Source organism: Halobaculum sp. XH14 (assembly GCF_032116555.1).
Lineage (GTDB): Archaea > Halobacteriota > Halobacteria > Halobacteriales > Haloferacaceae > Halorarum > Halorarum halobium.
On sequence record NZ_CP134949.1, the window covers coordinates 180,062 to 196,312 of the forward strand.

The 16,251-nt window shown below is 69.7% G+C and carries 17 protein-coding genes; 9 read left to right on the forward strand and 8 right to left on the reverse strand.

Annotated features, from left to right (window positions below; genetic code table 11):
- Positions 1–58: 58 nt before the first annotated feature.
- From RJT50_RS00870 to RJT50_RS00880, 3 genes are all read left to right on the forward strand, one after another.
- Complete coding sequence (locus RJT50_RS00870) at positions 59–355, forward strand: DUF7990 family protein (protein ID WP_313693185.1); 297 nt, start codon at positions 59–61, stop codon at positions 353–355.
- Complete coding sequence (locus RJT50_RS00875; RefSeq protein WP_313693187.1) at positions 355–1,314, forward strand: ArsA family ATPase; 960 nt, start codon at positions 355–357, stop codon at positions 1,312–1,314. The genes RJT50_RS00870 and RJT50_RS00875 overlap by 1 nt, the downstream gene beginning before the upstream one ends.
- A 127-nt stretch (positions 1,315–1,441) precedes the next feature.
- Positions 1,442–3,274, forward strand: a complete 1,833-nt coding sequence (locus tag RJT50_RS00880; protein WP_313693189.1) for a carbon starvation CstA family protein — start codon at positions 1,442–1,444, stop codon at positions 3,272–3,274.
- A gap of 387 nt (positions 3,275–3,661) precedes the next feature.
- Here the strand turns inward: RJT50_RS00880 and RJT50_RS00885 are convergent, their stop codons facing one another.
- Both RJT50_RS00885 and RJT50_RS00890 read right to left on the reverse strand, forming a co-directional pair.
- Positions 3,662–4,276 carry a DUF8052 family protein gene (locus tag RJT50_RS00885; RefSeq protein WP_313693190.1) on the reverse strand — a complete coding sequence of 205 codons (615 nt, stop codon included), beginning with the start codon at positions 4,274–4,276 and terminating at the stop codon, positions 3,662–3,664.
- Positions 4,273–4,644: a cupin domain-containing protein gene (locus RJT50_RS00890; RefSeq protein ID WP_313693191.1), complete on the reverse strand. Its 372-nt coding sequence runs from the start codon at positions 4,642–4,644 to the stop codon at positions 4,273–4,275. Before RJT50_RS00890 ends, RJT50_RS00885 begins: the two co-directional genes overlap by 4 nt.
- A 72-nt stretch (positions 4,645–4,716) precedes the next feature.
- Between RJT50_RS00890 and RJT50_RS00895 the strand changes: the two genes are divergently transcribed.
- On the forward strand, positions 4,717–4,917 hold the full coding sequence (locus tag RJT50_RS00895) for a DUF8007 family protein (RefSeq protein ID WP_313693192.1): 201 nt from the start codon (positions 4,717–4,719) through the stop codon (positions 4,915–4,917).
- A gap of 89 nt (positions 4,918–5,006) precedes the next feature.
- On the opposite strand, the gene RJT50_RS18740 is transcribed toward RJT50_RS00895, so the two are convergent.
- The 4 genes from RJT50_RS18740 to hemC all read right to left on the reverse strand — a co-directional run bounded on the left by RJT50_RS18740 (position 5,007) and on the right by hemC (position 8,185).
- Positions 5,007–5,336, reverse strand: a complete 330-nt coding sequence (locus tag RJT50_RS18740) for a DUF8070 family membrane protein (protein WP_484494637.1) — start codon at positions 5,334–5,336, stop codon at positions 5,007–5,009.
- 133 nt (positions 5,337–5,469) lie between these two features.
- Positions 5,470–6,213, reverse strand: a complete 744-nt coding sequence (locus RJT50_RS00905) for a uroporphyrinogen-III synthase (RefSeq protein ID WP_313693195.1) — start codon at positions 6,211–6,213, stop codon at positions 5,470–5,472.
- On the reverse strand, positions 6,210–7,064 hold the full coding sequence (gene cobA, locus RJT50_RS00910; RefSeq protein WP_313693197.1) for a uroporphyrinogen-III C-methyltransferase: 855 nt from the start codon (positions 7,062–7,064) through the stop codon (positions 6,210–6,212). The genes RJT50_RS00905 and cobA overlap by 4 nt, the downstream gene beginning before the upstream one ends.
- Positions 7,061–8,185, reverse strand: a complete 1,125-nt coding sequence (gene hemC, locus RJT50_RS00915; RefSeq protein WP_313693198.1) for a hydroxymethylbilane synthase — start codon at positions 8,183–8,185, stop codon at positions 7,061–7,063. Before hemC ends, cobA begins: the two co-directional genes overlap by 4 nt.
- A 174-nt stretch (positions 8,186–8,359) precedes the next feature.
- Here hemC and RJT50_RS00920 point away from each other — a divergent pair, with 174 nt between their 5' ends.
- From RJT50_RS00920 to hemL, 4 genes are all read left to right on the forward strand, one after another.
- The gene (locus RJT50_RS00920) at positions 8,360–9,595 is read left to right on the forward strand and encodes an ABC transporter substrate-binding protein (RefSeq protein ID WP_313693199.1); all 1,236 of its coding nucleotides are present in this window, start codon (positions 8,360–8,362) and stop codon (positions 9,593–9,595) included.
- Positions 9,596–10,087: 492 nt separating this feature from the next.
- Positions 10,088–10,270 carry a DUF8107 family protein gene (locus RJT50_RS00925; RefSeq protein ID WP_313693202.1) on the forward strand — a complete coding sequence of 61 codons (183 nt, stop codon included), beginning with the start codon at positions 10,088–10,090 and terminating at the stop codon, positions 10,268–10,270.
- A gap of 410 nt (positions 10,271–10,680) precedes the next feature.
- Positions 10,681–12,384, forward strand: a complete 1,704-nt coding sequence (locus RJT50_RS00930; RefSeq protein WP_313693204.1) for an ammonium transporter — start codon at positions 10,681–10,683, stop codon at positions 12,382–12,384.
- A gap of 598 nt (positions 12,385–12,982) precedes the next feature.
- Entirely contained in the window at positions 12,983–14,326 is a 1,344-nt protein-coding gene (gene hemL, locus RJT50_RS00935) for a glutamate-1-semialdehyde 2,1-aminomutase (RefSeq protein ID WP_313693207.1), read from the forward strand.
- A gap of 321 nt (positions 14,327–14,647) precedes the next feature.
- Here the strand turns inward: hemL and RJT50_RS00940 are convergent, their stop codons facing one another.
- Positions 14,648–14,953 carry a MazG-like family protein gene (locus RJT50_RS00940; protein WP_313693209.1) on the reverse strand — a complete coding sequence of 102 codons (306 nt, stop codon included), beginning with the start codon at positions 14,951–14,953 and terminating at the stop codon, positions 14,648–14,650.
- 131 nt (positions 14,954–15,084) lie between these two features.
- On the opposite strand from RJT50_RS00940, the gene rpiA reads away from it, so the two are divergent.
- Positions 15,085–15,777 carry a ribose-5-phosphate isomerase RpiA gene (rpiA, locus tag RJT50_RS00945; protein WP_313693211.1) on the forward strand — a complete coding sequence of 231 codons (693 nt, stop codon included), beginning with the start codon at positions 15,085–15,087 and terminating at the stop codon, positions 15,775–15,777.
- 126 nt (positions 15,778–15,903) lie between these two features.
- Here rpiA and RJT50_RS00950 read toward each other — a convergent pair whose 3' ends face one another.
- Positions 15,904–16,071, reverse strand: coding sequence for a DUF1931 domain-containing protein (locus RJT50_RS00950; protein ID WP_179267314.1), 168 nt, complete (start codon positions 16,069–16,071; stop codon positions 15,904–15,906).
- Positions 16,072–16,251: the final 180 nt, after the last annotated feature.

A 16,251-nucleotide genomic window follows, 5' to 3' on the forward strand; every position in this document is an offset into this window, starting at 1 on the left:
AAGCGCCGGACGGGCGGGTCCCGATACCCTTTTGCACGGCCCCATGTCAGGTGCCCACATGGACCTGACTGACCGAATCGCCGCGTTCCGCGAGACGGTCGAGGAGTGGCTCAGGGGGCTCTATCACGGGATGATCTCCCACCCGGCGTACGAACTCATCGAGAAGGAGGCCGAGGACCAGGAGGACGCGTTCCTGCTCGCCTGCTTTCCCGACGCGTTCGGCATCCCCAGCCCGGTGTCGTACTACACGGCCGAGCTGCTCCCGTATCTCGGCGCGGAGTTCGAGCAGTGGGAGCGCCGGATGTGGGACCGCGGGTCGATGCTCGAACGGAAGGGCCAGCAGTACCACTTCTGATGGGACGATACGTGTTCTTCGGCGGCAAGGGCGGCGTCGGCAAGACGACCGTCTCCTCGGCGTACGCCCACAAGTGTGCGGGCGCGGACCTCGACACGCTGCTCGTCTCGACCGACCCGGCCCACAGCACCGCCGACGTGTTCGATCAGCGGTTCGACGACGACCCGACGCCCGTGGACGGCTACGACTCGCTGGAGGTGATGGAGATCGACCCCGAGGAGGCCGTCGACGAGCACCTCATGGGGATCAAGCGCCAGCTCGGCGACCAGGTGAGCCCGGCGATCGTCAACGAGATCGACCGCCAGATCGAACTGGCCCACCAGACGCCGGGCGCACACGAGGCGGCGCTGTTCGACCGATTCATCGACGTGATGCGCGAGAGCGAGCACGACCGCGTCGTCTTCGACACCTCCCCGACCGGCGGGACGCTCCGCCTGCTGTCGCTGCCCGAGTACCTCGGCGGCTGGATCGACCGGCTGCTCTCGAAGCGCGAGAAGAGCGTCGACCTGTACGAGAAGTCCGCCATCGGCGGGCGAGAGCCGCGCCGAACCGCCGTCGGCGACCCGATCATCGCCCGCCTCCGCGAGCGGAAGGAGAACTTCGAGTTCGCCGGCGAGACGCTGCGCGAGGAGGCCGCGTTCTACCTCGTCGCCAACCCGGACGAGCTGTCGATCCGGGAGACGAGACGCGCCATCGCCAGCCTCGCCGAACGCGACCTCCAGGTCGCCGGCCTGGTGGCGAACCGCCTGACGCCCGAGCCGGAGCCCCACGAGGAGGGACGGGGGGCGCGGTTCCTCCGCGACCGCGTCGAGACCGAGCGCGAGCGCGTGCGGGAACTGGAGGAGACGTTCGACCCGCCGGTCGTCGCCAGGATCGAGACACGGGTCGCCGAGATCAAGGGCGACTTACTCGACGACGTCTCCCGCGAGCTCGACATCGCCGCCGATCTCGTCGCCTGAGCCCCGGATCGCGGCCGTTTCGACCCACGGAACCTACTGTTCACGAGTAGGTGAGACCTGCCAGCGCGAATCAATCATCAACGAACGCAACATTTAATTGGCCTATATTCATGGGCCATACTGTACCATGGTACAAATTGCCGTCCTGGTCATCGCCTCGTTACTAACGTTCTCGGCGGGTTACCTCGCGTACTCGAGGTACCTGAGCCAGTTCGTCGAACTGGACGAGGACGCGGAGACACCGGCGCACAAATACGAGGACGGGCAGGAGTACGTCCCGTCCAAGAAACCGGTACTCCTGGGGCATCACTATTCGAGCATCGCGGGCGGAGCACCAATCGTCGGGCCCATCACGGCGGGCGCGGCGTTCGGGTGGCTCCCGGCCATCGCGTGGATCGCCATCGGGAACCCCCTGATGGGCGCGGTCCACGACTTCATGGCGCTCTCGGCCAGCGTCCGGCACGAGGGCAAGTCGATCGGCTACATCGTCGGCGAGTACGTCGGCGAGCGCGGGAAGGACATGCTGCTGTGGTTCGCCTTCCTGACGATCATCCTCGTCATCGCCGTGTTCGCGCTGGTGGTCGGCGTCGTGTTCGACGCCTACCCGTCCTCGGCGACCGCGAGCATGATCTACATCGCGCTGGCGCTCGTGTTCGGGGTGTACCTGTACCAGCTCGACCTCCCGTTCCTGCCCGGTGCTGTCGGGTTCGTCGCGCTCGTGTTCGGGGGCGTCTGGGTCGGGCTCCAGTACCCGGTCGCGCTGGTCGACACCGGCGCGCACTCGGCCGACACGATCCACCTGCTCGGCGCCGCGTCGGCCTGGGACTGGCTGCCGCTCGCCGGGGCACAGAACGCCAACGTGGCCGCCTGGGTTCCGGTGATCGTCGTGTACGGCTTCGTCGCCAGCGTGCTCCCGGTCTGGATCCTGCTCCAGCCGCGTGACTTCCTCACGTCGAGCCTGCTGTACGTCGGCGTCGGCGGCATGCTGCTGGGCATCCTCGTCGCGACGGCCATCTCGGTGTTCGGCGGCGGCTTCTCGGTCGGCTACGCCGGGACGACCTACACCAGCCTCGAGACGAACCTCCCGGCGTTCCTCGGCTTCACGAGCGCGCTGGGGCCGATTTTCCCGTTCCTGTTCGTCACCATCGCGTGCGGGACGATCAGCGGGTTCCACTCGCTGGTCTCCTCGGGGACGACCGCGAAACAGCTGAACAACGAGACGGACGCGCGCGACATCGGCTACGGCGCGATGCTCGGCGAGGGACTGCTCGCGACGACCGCCGTCGCGGCGCTGGCCATCATCGGTACGACCAACTTCGGTGCCGGCATCGTCGGCGCGCTCGCCAACTTCCCGGCCGGCGGCGCGGTGATGCTCGGGGCCGGCTTCGGCATCCCGACCGCTGCGGGGGCGGCGTTCATCGGCCTGGTGTTCGTCAGCTTCCTGCTGACCTCGACCGACACGGCCGTCCGGCTCGGCCGCTACATGTTCGAGGAGATCATCGGGACGCCCGAGACGAGCCTGGAGAAGACGACGACGAACCGCTACGTCAACGCGGGGCTCCTGCAGTGTCTCCCGGCGTACCTGCTCGTCGGCTCCGGCCAGTGGAGCAGCCTCTGGCCGCTGTTCGGCGGCGCGAATCAGACGCTCGCCGCGCTCGCGCTGCTGGCGGCGACGCTGTGGCTCGCCAACTGGGACGACAACAAGCAGCTCATCAGCACGGGCGTCCCGATGGCGCTGATGCTGGTGGTCACCATCACGGCGCTGCTGTGGATCGGGTTGTACCGCGCGCCGACGTCGCTGCTGGGCGCCGATACGCTCGTCAACCAGATATCGTTCGCCATCCAGATCATCATCTCGCTCACGCTGGTGTATCTGGCCCTGTCGCTCGCGAAGCTGGGGTACGACAACATCCAGCAGGCGCGCGGTTCCCCGGGAGGGACCGCGCCGAGCGACGACTAGGCCGGCGGACGACGGAGCTCCCGTGACCGCACGGCACGGTCACGGGGCGAACGCACGGGCGCTGCGGCGCGGTCGGCGGACCGAGCCGCCGCCGGGCGCTCCGGGCCGACGGTCCGGACCGCTCGACGAGCGGGGGCGACCCCGCTCCCCACGGATCGAACGCCCCGGCACCCGCCGGGGACGAGCCGATGACTGCCCTCCATGGACACGGTCCGGGCCAGCCCCGGACCCGGCGCGGTTCCGCCCCGATTCTTTCACCCCACCCATCGAGCGACGGCTCCGCGGTCGGTCGCGTTCCTCGAACGAGCGTGACGACGGTGACGGGACCGACGACGGCAGCACCGCCGCCGACTGCGACGACCCGAGAAAACTGACCGTGGCGCCGCGTCAGCGACCGAACAGCCCGGAGAGCCGCGAGAGGAGTCCGCCATCGCGTCCCTCGTCGGGGTCGGCCCAGCCGGCGAACGCGCGCCACACGTCGGCGTTCGTGCTCGCGACGTGCTCCTCGGCCTCGGGCGCGACGACGACGAGGTTCACCTCGTAGTGGCCGTAGTAGCCCCACCTGATGAGCGTCCGCTCGCGGAAGCCCGAGACGAACGAGCGCACGTCCTCGGGCACCTCGGGCGCGACGACGACGAAGGTGAAGTCGGTGCTCTGGTGCTGTTCGTCGGCGTCGATCCAGTCGTCGGCCAGGTCGTCGGCCATCCCGACGTAGCGCTCCAGCATCGCGATCGTGACCGCGTCGGCCCGGCGGGCGAACAGGTGCTCCTCGATGGCGTGGTTGCCGTAGTTGATCGACTGGTGGATGAACTTCTTGCGGTTCTCCATCCGCAGCCGGCCGTACAGCGGGAAGCGCTCGCCGTCGACCCGCCTGTCACGGTCCAGGTCGTAGTTGAACCTCAGGTCGTTCGCCACCCGGTCGAGGTACTCGTCGTCCCACTCGGGAATCTCCGGCTCCTCCTCCTCCGGCTCGATGCCGGGCGGAAACGGGTCGTCGCTCATGCGTCCTCGTAGGCGTGGGCGTCGTCGGCCGCGGGCGGCGCGCCCACGACCAGCGCGACGGTCTCCTCGCCGTCCTCCGGGACGTGTGCGAACTGCGGGCTCCCCGGCTCGACGACGAACGCCTCGCCCGCGTCGACGACGTACGTCTCCTCGGGCGTGTCGACGTGGAGTTCGCCCGAGACGACGTAGAACGCCTCCTCCTGCTCGTCGTGGTAGTGGTACGCGAGCGGAATCTCCTCGCCCGGCGCGACCTCGTACTGGTGGAGCGCGAACCGTTCGAGCCCGCAGGCGTCGCTGATGGACCGCTTGACGCTCGGGCGGTCGGGGGCGGCCGCGAGCGCCGACGGGTCCACGTGATGGTAGCTCATACCGTCACCTACGCGTGCCCCCTCAAAAGGCCCACGACAAACGTTAACTATCGAGCAGTACAATCCGGGGACATGGGCGGAAAGAAGGCCGAGTCGTGCGGTCGCTGCGCGATGAGTTCGACGAGCAGCCTGCTCGAGGACGCGGACCCCTACGAGGGCGACCGCATCGAACTCGAGGACCGGGAGGCCCGCGCCGTCTCGCCGGCCGCGTGGCTCGGCGGCGTGAAGGACCGAATCGACGCATGGGCGACCGGACTGACCTACGGCCGCTGAGTCGGCCCGGTCCCATCGGGCGTCGGCGAGCCGACTTCTTCACCGAACGTTCTCCACAAAAACCGTCACACAGCGGAACGCCGTCCCGCTCAGACGAGGACGTCGTACAGCGTAACCAGCACGATGAAACTCCAGAGAAACACGCCGAACCCGTAGAACAGGAGCGGTAGACTGTATTGGGTCTCCGTCTCCGTCCCGAGCCAGCCACCCGTCGCGTCGAGCCCCTCGGCGGTTGCAAACCCGCCACCGTCCGCCGGCCCCGTGGTGCCGACGCTGAGGATGACGAGCACGAGCCCGCACCCGCCTCCGAAGAGGACGACGAACCCCGAGCGTGTCGTGAAATGTATCGCTCCAACCGTGAGACAACCGAGGATGCCCGTATAGAGCAGAACGGGCCTCCAGAGTGCCGTGAGATTCACGTCTGAGTACCGTAGCGAGCACGTGTGTCACCGCACGGTTAATTTTTGTGTCGGAGTGGACGCTCCCGCTCGACAATCGGAGCGGTTCAGTTTCGCCCCGAGGAGCACAGCGAACCCGAACCACCGCCGAGCGTCACGCGTTCTCGCCGACGACGCCGAGTTCCGCGACGACCGCCTCCGCGAGCGACGCGAACTCCGCCTCCGCCGGCACGACGTTCACCTCGACGCCCAGTTCCTCCGCCGTCTCGCGCGTCGGGTGGCCGATGCAGCCGACGACCGCCTCCGAGAGCCCCGCCAGCGCGGCGTCGCGGACGCCCCGCTCCGCGGCCGCGTCGAGGAAGTGCTCGACGGTCAGCGACGAGGTGAAACACGCGCCGGCCAGGTCGCGCTCGGCCGCCAGGTCGACCGATTTCCCGGCCCGCTCCGGGCGGACGAGTCGATAGAGCACCGTCTCGTTGACGGTCGCGCCGGCGCCCCGGAGTCCGTCCAGCAGCACCGGGCTCCCGTGGTCCGACCGGGCGACCTCGACCGTCGTCCCCGCCGCATCGTCGACGCGGTCCTCGAAGTCGTGGACCAGCCCCGCCGAGGAGTATTCCGAGGGGACGAGTTCGACCGCCCAGCCCGCCTCGCTGGCGGCCTCCGCCGTCGCAGGGCCGATGGCCGCGAGCTTCGCGTCGCCGGGCTCCCAGCCGCCCCGTGCGGCGAGTTCGACGCCCGTCTTCGAGGTGAGCACGACCCACTCGGCCGACTCGGGCGTCGCGCCGGCCGGCTCGACCGCGAGCATCGGGTCCGCGACCGGCTCGACGCCCAGATCCGTGAGCAGGTCGACCGCCGCCGACAGCCGCTCGTCGTCGGGGCGGAACACGGCGACGTTCACTCGCCGTCACCTCCGGGCGCGGCGTCGTCGCCTCCGGTGGCCGTCGCGTCCGCGTCGCCCCGCCCGCGGAGGAACTCGACGACGCGCTCGCGGGTCGCGGCCACCTCGCCGATGACGGTCACGGCCGGCGGTTCGATGCCCGCCTCGTCCCGCACCTCGACGGCGTCCGCGAGCGTCCCGGTCGCGGCGCGCATGTCGGGCCACGTGCCGCGCTCGACCAGCGCGACGGGCGTCCCCGGGTCCATCCCGGCCTCGCGCAGCGCAGCGGTGTACTTCGGCAGCTTGCCGACGCCCATCAGCACGACGAGCGTGCCGCCGGTCGCCGCGAGCGCGTCCCAGTCCACCGCGGACTCCGCCTTCTCCGGGTCCTCGTGGCCCGTGACGAACGAGACGGATGAGGCGTGCTCGCGGTGTGTGACCGGGATCCCCGCGACGCCGGGCGCGGCGACCGCCGAGGTGACGCCGGGAACGACCTCGAAGGGGACCCCGTGCTCGGCGAGGTGTTCGGCCTCCTCGCCGCCGCGACCGAACACGAACGGGTCGCCCCCCTTCAGCCGCACGACCGACCGCCCGGACTCGGCGAGTTCGACCAGCCTGTCGTTCGTGTGCTCCTGGCTCGTGCGCTCGCCGCCGGCGCGCTTGCCGACGTCCTCGCGCTTCGCCTCGGGGATGGACTCGAGGATCTCGGGACCCGGAAGCTTGTCGTGGAGCACGACGTCCGCCTCGTCGATGAGCCGGCGGGCCTTCACGGTCAGCAGTTCCGGGTCGCCGGGGCCCGAGCCGACGAGCGAGATCGTTCCGGGCGTTCCGTCCGGAGACCGCACGCCTCCGGCCGACTCCGGTCCGGTCATTCCTCCTCCCTGGCGGCCTCGCCGTTCGCGTCCGCCTCGCGTTTCGCCGCCTCGATGAGGTCGGCCGCGCCGCGCTCGCGCAGGTCGGCCGCGAACTCGGCGGCCGCGTCGGCGTGCCGGCGGACCGGCAGGTCGCGGTTCGCCGCCACCTCCTCGCTCCCGTCGGCCGAGAGGATCCGCGCGCGGACCTGCACGTGTTCTCCCTGCAGGAGCGCGCCGACGCCGATGGGCGCGATACAGCCGCCGCCCAGTTCCTTCAGGACGGTCCGCTCGACGGTCGTGGCGATCCGGGTCGGCTGGTGTTCGACGGCGTCGTGGACGGCCTCCGTGGCGTCGCGGTCGGCAGTCGTGACGGCGATGGCACCCTGGCCCGGCGCGGGGACGAACTCCGCGCGTTCGAGCCGCTCGACCTCGTACTCGGGGCGGTCCAGCAGCCCGGAGCGTCGGAGGCCGGCCTCGGCGAGCACGACGGCGTCGAACTCCGTGTCGAGTTCGCGTTCGAGCGCCCGCCGCTGGAACTCCGAGAGGTCGTCGAACCACTCCTCGACCGTGCGGTCGTACTCGCTCCCGTCGCTGGAGGTGAGATCGCCCTTCCGGTCCCGTTTCTCCTCGACGCGGGCCTCGTGTTCGGCCTGGAGGTCCGGCGCGACGAGCTTCCGGAGCCGGGTGTCGACGTTGCCCCGGAGCGGCTCGACGGTGAGGTCGGGCCGGGCGGCGAGCACCTGCGCCTTCCGGCGGAGCGAGGACGTCCCCACGACCGAGCCGCTCGGGAGGTCCGCGACGGTGCCGCCCTCCCGGGAGACGAGCACGTCGCCCGACGGCGCGCGTTCCGGGACGCCCGCGACCCGGAGGTCGTCGGGCATCTCGGTCGGCATGTCCTTCATCGAGTGGACCGCGGCGTCACACTCGCCCGCGAGCACCTCCTCGTCCAGCGCGCGGACGAACGCGCCCGTCTTCCCCAGCCGCGAGATGAGCTCCTCGGAGAGCCGGTCGCCCCGCGTCTCCACCTCCACGAGTTCGACCGAGCGTCGGCGGGTGGCGAGCGCGTCCGCGACGCTCTCGGCCTGCACCCGGGCGAGCGCGGAGCCGCGCGTCGCGAGCCGCAGCGTGCCGTCTGTCATTGTGGGGAGTGGGGTGGGCGCGGGGAAAACACGCTCGTTTCCGCGTCGTGCTCCCCGGCCCGGGTCGCGCGGACCGACCGCCGTCACCGAACACGGGCGGCCCGCACGCCGCCACCGTTTTAGGACTGCCAAAAGTTCGACAGAGTTATGCTGGTTTAGGCGGGCCTAATGGCCATGGAGCGAGATGAGACCGAGACTGGAGCGCCGAGCAGACGGGAGTACGTCCGATACGTGGGGGCGGTCGCGGGCGGCGGCCTGCTCGCCGGCTGTATGGGCGGCGACGGGGCGACGCCGACCGCCCAACCGTCCGACCCGACCGACTCGGCCGACACCGACGCGACCGAGGCGTCGACGCCGACCGAGTCGGGGGGCGACGCGTACACGGTCACGATGGCACCGATGGGGGAAGTCGAGTTCGAGCGCCCGCCCGAGAGCGTGTTCACCCGACTGACCCACCTCGCCGGCATGGCGTTCGCGCTCGGTCGTGGGAACGACGTCAACGCGATGCACGCGCCGGCCTACTACGACGCGCTCTGGAACCAGTTCACGCCGCGGCTCGAGGGCGTCTCGCTGGACTGGACGGGGCTCTACTCCTCGTGGCAGACGAGCAAGGAGCAGCTGTACGAACTGGACAGCGACGTCCACCTCGCGGACCCGGCGAGCCTCTACGCGCTCGGCAGCTGGGACGTGACCGACATCGAGGAGGTCGCCGAGAACATCGGCCCCTGGTTCGGGAACACGTTCAGCGACAGCCACAGCCAGCCCCCCGAGGAGTGGGTCGACGACTACGAGTACTACGGGCTCTGGGAGATGTTCGAGAAGGTCGCGCAGGTGTTCCGCGAGGAGGAGCGCTACGAGGCGCTCGCGTCGATCCACGCGGACGTGCGCTCCCGGATCGACGCGGAGCTTCCGTCCGAGAGCGATCGCCCCCGGACGGTGATGGGCGGGTTCAGCGAGGTCGACGCCCCGTACGTCTACAAGACCGACGCGCCGGGGTTCCTGGCGGCCCACGTCCGGCCGTTCAAGTCGCGGAACGCGTTCGGCGAGGACGTCTCCTCCACCACGCAGGTCGACATGGAGGCGATGCTCGAGGCCGACCCGGACGTCATCTTCGCGCTCGGCGGGATGCACCCGGGAACCGACATGCCGGCCATTCGGAGCGGGCTGGAGGAGCACCCCGTCGGCCGGGAGATCACCGCGGTCAAGAACGGTCGCGTCTACGCCCAGGGCGCGCGCTACCAGGGGCCGATCCTGAACCTCTTCCAGCTGGAGATGACGGCGAAACAGCTCTACCCCGAGGCGTTCGGCGAGTGGCCCACCTACGAGACGGGCCCCTACCCCGAGATTCCCGCCGAGGAACGGCTGTTCGACCGGGACGAGGTCGCGGGCATCATCAACGGCGAGTTCTGAGTTCGGGCTTCGGGGTTTCGGTCGGTTTCGGTTCGGGTTTTTCGGGACGACGCGATCCGACACCTAGTCCTCGAACAGTACGATCACTACTGCTGGCTGTGATTTCTGGACCAACAAGCGCATTCCTACTGCTGACGGTGATGAAGGCCACACCCTCCCCAGCCGCTTGCGCTCCTCGCTCGCAGGCTCGCTGTCGTTCGAAAGGCGTTTCGCGCCTTTCGTGATGACGAGAGAGCTCCGCTCTCTCGAACCACGGTGCTCACCCCTCGCGCGCGTCCGGCGGGCCTCCGTGCCCGCCGGCACGCGCCGACCGCACTTGGACGGACGAGCCGCGGGAGCTTTCGAGGCGGTCGTCGCTGAGGCCGAAACGATACCGGGTGCGACGGATTTGGAGGACTTTCTTGGTGGTCGACACGCGGCCGTCTCCACGAAATCCGATTCCAACGAAAAGTTCCCGATGGCTTGAAGAACACGGGCGACGCGACACGGACGATGGCCTCCTCCGGCGACATCCGCGTGCTGCTCGTGATCGACCTCGTGCTCTCGCTCGCGTTCGGGGCGCTCGCGCTGTTCGCGCTCAGCATGGCCGACATCGCCGAGTTCACGCCGGTCAACGTCGCCCTCGCGACCGCCGTGCTCGCCGTCCTCACCTACGTCGTCGTGTTGCGGGAGTAGCCGCCGGCGCGAACGGCCGGCGAACCGCGGTCCGAACGATCCGTGGCCACGCCTCTCGGTCCGACCTGCACCACCGGAACCCGACCGATCATCCTCGACCCGCGGGCGTCGCCTGGGGTGCGGTGGCACGGCGCGCGCGAGCCAAACCCGGCCGACCTGTCTGGTCACCTGATAATACGTTCGTCAAGTTCGTTCGCAACGTTTGCCGGCCTCCCGCGGATATTACGTCCTTATACAAGGGGTATCGCGTTTTATTTCGGACGGTCATCTGGATACACACCCATGAATTTGTGAATTTCAACGTGTGGGTTTATGGTTGTCCGAATCAGCCCATCTGGCGTGATGCCCGACACGGATCACAGTAAAATCGGTGAATCGATGAACGAACGTTGCGTGCTGGTGGTGGGAGCATGACGCTCCTCCAGGCCGACCCGGCGGTCATCGCCGAGGGGGTCAACCTCATGTGGGTGCTCGTCGTCACCTTCCTCATCTTCTTCATGCACGCCGGCTTCGCGATGCTGGAGGCCGGGCAGGTGCGCTCGAAGAACGTGGCCAACCAGCTCACGAAGAACCTCCTGACGTGGAGCGTCGGGGTGACGTTCTTCTTCCTCGTCGGCGCGGGCGTCAACGCGCTCGTCGGGGGACTGACCGGCCCCGGCTCGACCGGGGTCGCCTCGGCGTTCTCCGTCCTGGCGCCCGGCGCGGCGAACGCCTGGGTCGGCTGGCTGTTCGGCGCGGTGTTCGCCATGACGGCGGCGACCATCGTCTCCGGCGCGGTCGCCGGCCGCATGAAGCTCCGCGCGTACGTCGCGTACACCGTGCTGCTCGCGGGGGTCATCTACCCGGTCGTCACCGGCCTGACGTGGGCCGGCGGCTTCCTGGGCGCGATGGGCTTTCACGACTTCGCCGGCGGCGTCATCGTCCACGCGATGGGCGGCGTCGCGGGCCTCACGGCCGCCTACATGGTCGGCCCGCGCGTCGACCGCTTCAACGACGACGGCTCGGTGAACGTCATCCCCGGCCACTCGTTGACGTTCGCAGCGCTGGGGACGCTCATCCTGGCGTTCGGCTGGTACGGTTTCAACGTCGGCACCGCGGCGACGGTGTTCTCCGTCTCCGACGGCACCCTCCAGCTCGGCGCGTTCGCCACGGTCGGCCGCGTCGCCGTCACGACGACGCTCGGCATGGCCGCCGGCGCGATCGGCGCGGCCGCGGCCACGCTGTACAAGACCGGAAAGGTCGACACGCTGTACGTCGCCAACGGCCTGCTGGCCGGGCTTGTCAGCGTGACCGCCATCACCGACGCCATCGTCTGGCCCGGCGCCGTGGCGGTCGGGCTGCTGGCCGGCATCCAGCTCCCGATCGTCTTCGCGTTCGTCGAGAAGCGTCTGAAGATCGACGACGTCTGCGCGGTGTTCCCGGTCCACGGCTCGGCCGGCGTGCTCGGCGCGCTGGCGTTCCCGTTCGTCGCCACCGAGTTCTGGGGCGGCGGCGGCGTCGGCTACCTCGTGAGCACGTTCACCACGCAGCTCGTCGGGGTCGTCGTCATCCTCGCGTGGACGGTCGTCGCCACCGGCGTCGTCTTCGGCGTCATCAAGGCGATGGGCGAGATCCGCGTCTCGCGTGAACACGAGATCGAGGGGCTCGACATCTCCGAACACGGCGTCAACACGTACCCCGAGTTCGGCAAGCCCGACACGGTCACGGACGGCGGGTTCACCGAGGAGAACGGCATCGTGCGCGCCGACGGCGGCGAGGAACCCAACGACGGCGGAATCAAGCTCGTCACGGCGTTCATCCGCCCCGACAAGCTCTCGGACGTGAAGGAGGGGCTCGCCGAGATCGGCGCGCCCTCGCTGTCGGTCACGAACGTCTCCGGCCGCGGCTCACAGCCCGCGAAGAAGGGCCAGTGGCGCGGCGAGGAGTACACCGTCGACCTCCACCAGAAGGTAAAGATCGAGTGCGTCGTCGCCGACATCCCGGCCGAGGACGTCGCGGTCGCGATCCGCGACGCCGCCCGGACGGGCGAACCCGGTGACGGCAAGGTGTTCGTCCTCCCGGTCGAGGACGCCTACCAGATCCGCACCGGCGAACAGGGGACCGTGGCCGTGTAAGGGGCTCCGGCCGCGAGCGAGCTCGCGAACCCCTTGCGTCGGACGGACTCGGACGAACACGCTACTGCACCAATCAGGCGGACCGATCCGGGCGAGCGTTCGCCCGACACGAGACTGACGAATCCCGGACCTGCGATCGCGGAACGAACCGGATGCCCCCTCCAGCGTGCGGCGCGGACGCGGTCGGGAGCGGCGAGGTACTGGGCTCATCGGGCGCGGGCGTCACCGCGACCCGCGCCCACCAACCGGCGCTGCATCCTGCCATCCGTGTCACGCCGACTCGTCGCGACCGACCGCCGCAGCCGTCCGCTGGACGGCGGCGCGTCCGACAACGACCGCCACTCCGGCGGCTCCCGCCGCCGGACCTTCCATACCACGACACCTTAGCGTTTAGTGACAAGGTTCGTGCGTGTTCGGCCTCGTCACGACGTCGCGAGCGGGTCGAAGCGATCGCCGGCCACGCCGACCCGGTAACTACTTTCCACCGGCCGCGCCAAGGCCAACCCATGAACACGCCGAGACGGTCCGGCTTCCTGGCGTCGCCGGCTGCGACTCGTCTGCTCACGCACGGTCTGCTCACACGCGGAGGTGTCCGCGCGTGAACCACGACCGCTCCCGCGACCTGTACGACCGGGCGCTGTCCGTCCTCGCGGGCGGCGTCAACTCCTCGGTTCGGGCGAGCATGCCGTACCCGTTCTTCGTCGAGAAGGGCGACGGCGCCCACGTCGTCGACGCCGACGGGAACCGCTACGTCGACTACGTCATGGGCTATGGCCCGCTGCTGTTCGGCCACGACCTCCCCGACCCCGTCACCGCGGCGATCCAGAAACACGCCAGCCAGGGGCCGATGTACGGCGCGCCGACCGAGATCGAGGTGGAACTCGCGGAGTTCGTGGCCCGCCACGTCCCGTCGGTGGAGATGCTCCGGTTCGTCAACAGCGGGACGGAGGCGACCATCTCGGCGGTCCGGCTCGCGCGTGGCTACACCGGCCGCGACAAGATCGTCGTGATGCAGGGCGGCTACCACGGCGCCCAGGAGTCGACGCTGGTCGAGACCGACGACGGCCCGTCCCACACCCACCCGTCCTCGCCCGGCATCCCCGAGTCGTTCGCCGAGCACACCATCGCCGTCCCGTTCAACGACGAGGAAGCCGTGCGGGCGGTGTTCGCCGAACACGGCGAGGAGATCGCCGCGGTCCTGACCGAACCCGTCCTCGGCAACACCGGCATCGTCCACCCCGTCGAGGGCTACCACGAGGCGCTCCGGGACCTCTGTGACGAGCACGGCTCGCTGCTCGTGTTCGACGAGGTGATCACCGGCTTCCGCGTCGGCGGCCTCCAGTGCGCCCAGGGGAAGTTCGGGATCACCCCCGACCTCACGACGTTCGGCAAGATCGTCGGCGGCGGGTTCCCCGTCGGCGCGATCGGCGGTCGCGCCGAGATAATCGAGCATTTCACGCCCGCCGGCGACGTGTTCCAGTCGGGCACCTTCTCGGGCCACCCGGTGACGATGGCGGCGGGCTACGAGACGCTCACGTTCGCCGCCGAGCACGACGTCTACGACCACGTGAACGGGCTCGCCGACCGGCTCCGCTCCGGCATCCAGGACGTCTGCGAGGACCACGCCCCCGAGTACACCGTCGTCGGCACCGACTCGATGTTCAAGACGGTGTTCACCCGCGAGGCCCCCGAGACGTTCGAGGGTCACTGCGAGGGCGGCTGTACACAGCGCGAGTCGTGCCCGCGGTACGAACTGTGTCCCAAGAACGGCGCGGACGTGAACGCGGCGGCGACTGATCGCTGGGAGCGCGTGTTCTGGCAGGAGATGAAGGAACGGGGCGTCTGGCTCACGGCGAACCAGTTCGAATCGCAGTTCGTTTCATATGCTCATACTGAGGAGGATGTCGAGCGCACGCTGGAGGCGTACAAAGAGGCGCTCTGATCTCACGGAATCTAGATCGTTGCAAGTTTCGGTCGTGCCGTCGGTCGAGTGACTACTCCAATGGTGACGACCGCGGAAGCCCCCGCGGTTCTCGGCTCGGGGGCCTCGCTGCGCGCTTCGCGCGCGGTCGCTCACTTCGTTCGCTCCCTCGCGCTGCAGTGCTTGCGTCGTCCGCCTTCCCCGAGAACCGCGGCCCCTTCCATTCCCACCCTCCGGCTGGTCGGCTGAGCGTCGCCCGATGAAGTGTCGGCATCGACTCGAACGGACACCCGCCCGTACCGCCGTGGGGTGTCGGGGTCGGATTGCTGTTGTAAGCCGACTCTACTCGCCAGAGCCAGGGTCGCCCGTCTCGGCCATCCGGCGGTCGTACTTGTCGATGGCCTCCCGGAGGGCGTCGCCCGCGTCGACGTCGAGCGCCTCACAGACCGCGAGCAGCGAGAACAGCGCGTCGCCGAGTTCGTCGGTGGACACGTCGAGCGCGTCCGGGTCCGCGCCGTAGCCCGTCGAGGTCGTCGCGTCCTTCGCGATCTCGCCGACCTCGGAGGCCAGATCGAGGATTCGGTACGCGGGCTCGCCGGTCAGGTCGTGGCGGTCGAGAAACGCCGCCACCTGCTCCTGTTCGTCCATGTCACCCCCGGCCGCGCGTTCGCACTGAAAGCTGGCGGTTTCGGGACTCGGCGGGGCTCCGCGCCGGCGCCGGCGACTCCCGCGCCCCGATTCCCGTCAACGCTTTCCCCCGGGACCGAGAGGGGGCGCGCATGAAGAACACCGACGGCACCGAGGCGGCCAAACGCGCCGCGGGCGAGTCGGCGGCCGACCTCGTCGCCGACGGCGACCTCGTCGGGCTCGGCACGGGCAGCACGGCGGCCCACGCCGTCCGCCGGCTCGGCGAGCGCGTCGACTCGGGCCTCGACGCCCGGGGCGTCGCCACCTCCTACCAGTCGCGCGAACTGGCCCGCGAGGCCGGCGTCCCGCTGGAATCGCTCGCGGACGTCGCCCGGGTCGACGTCGCCATCGACGGCGCGGACCAGGTCGCGGACGGCGACCTCGTGAAGGGCGGCGGGGCGGCACACGCCCGCGAGAAGGTGGTGGACGCGGCGGCCGACCGCTTCGTCGTCGTCGCCGACGACTCCAAGCTGGCGGACGCGCTCTCGCACCCGGTCCCCGTCGAGGTGCTGCCCGACGCCCGTGCGACCGTCCGGGACGCGCTCCGGGGGGCGGGCGGGGAGCCGACGCTCCGTGCCGCCGAACGCAAGGACGGCCCCGTCGTCAGCGACAACGGCAACCTCGTGTTCGACTGCGACTTCGGGACCGTATCGGACCCGGACGGGCTGGCCGTCCGGCTCTCGGCGATGCCGGGCGTGCTGGAGCACGGCCTGTTCGTCGGGCTCGCGGACGAACTGCACGTGGGGGCGGCCGACGGGAGCGTCTCGACGCGGTCGCTGCGCTGAGTCGTCGCCGCGGGACCGGTGTGGTGGGGCCGTCGCTACGCGGTCGGTACGTCGTCGCCGCGCGGTAAGCACGTCGTCGCCGCTACGCGGTCGGCGCGATAAAGAAGTGGAGGTGGATCGCCTGAGTTACAGGTCGCGCGGCTGAACCGTCTTCCGGTCGTTCTCCTCCGCGCGGCGGGCGGCGTCTTCGAGCAGCTCGGACACTTCCCCGTCGAGCGCGTCGTAGAAATCCGACGCGACGTTCTTGTCGTTCAGGTACTCCTTGACGGCTGCCTTGACGATGAGGTCTGCCATGCAGCCGACTTTTTTCCGTCCCTCCTTATAAGATTTCCCAAGTGGGGGCGAAGCCAACGCCTCTCGCGGCCGTTCACGGGGGATTCGTTCCGAGCGCCCCACAAATCCCGCGGAAAATCCTCGCGGACCCAGCCGTCGGTCGCGCGCCCGCACCGACGGGTTCGAGTCGGTCGGGAACGG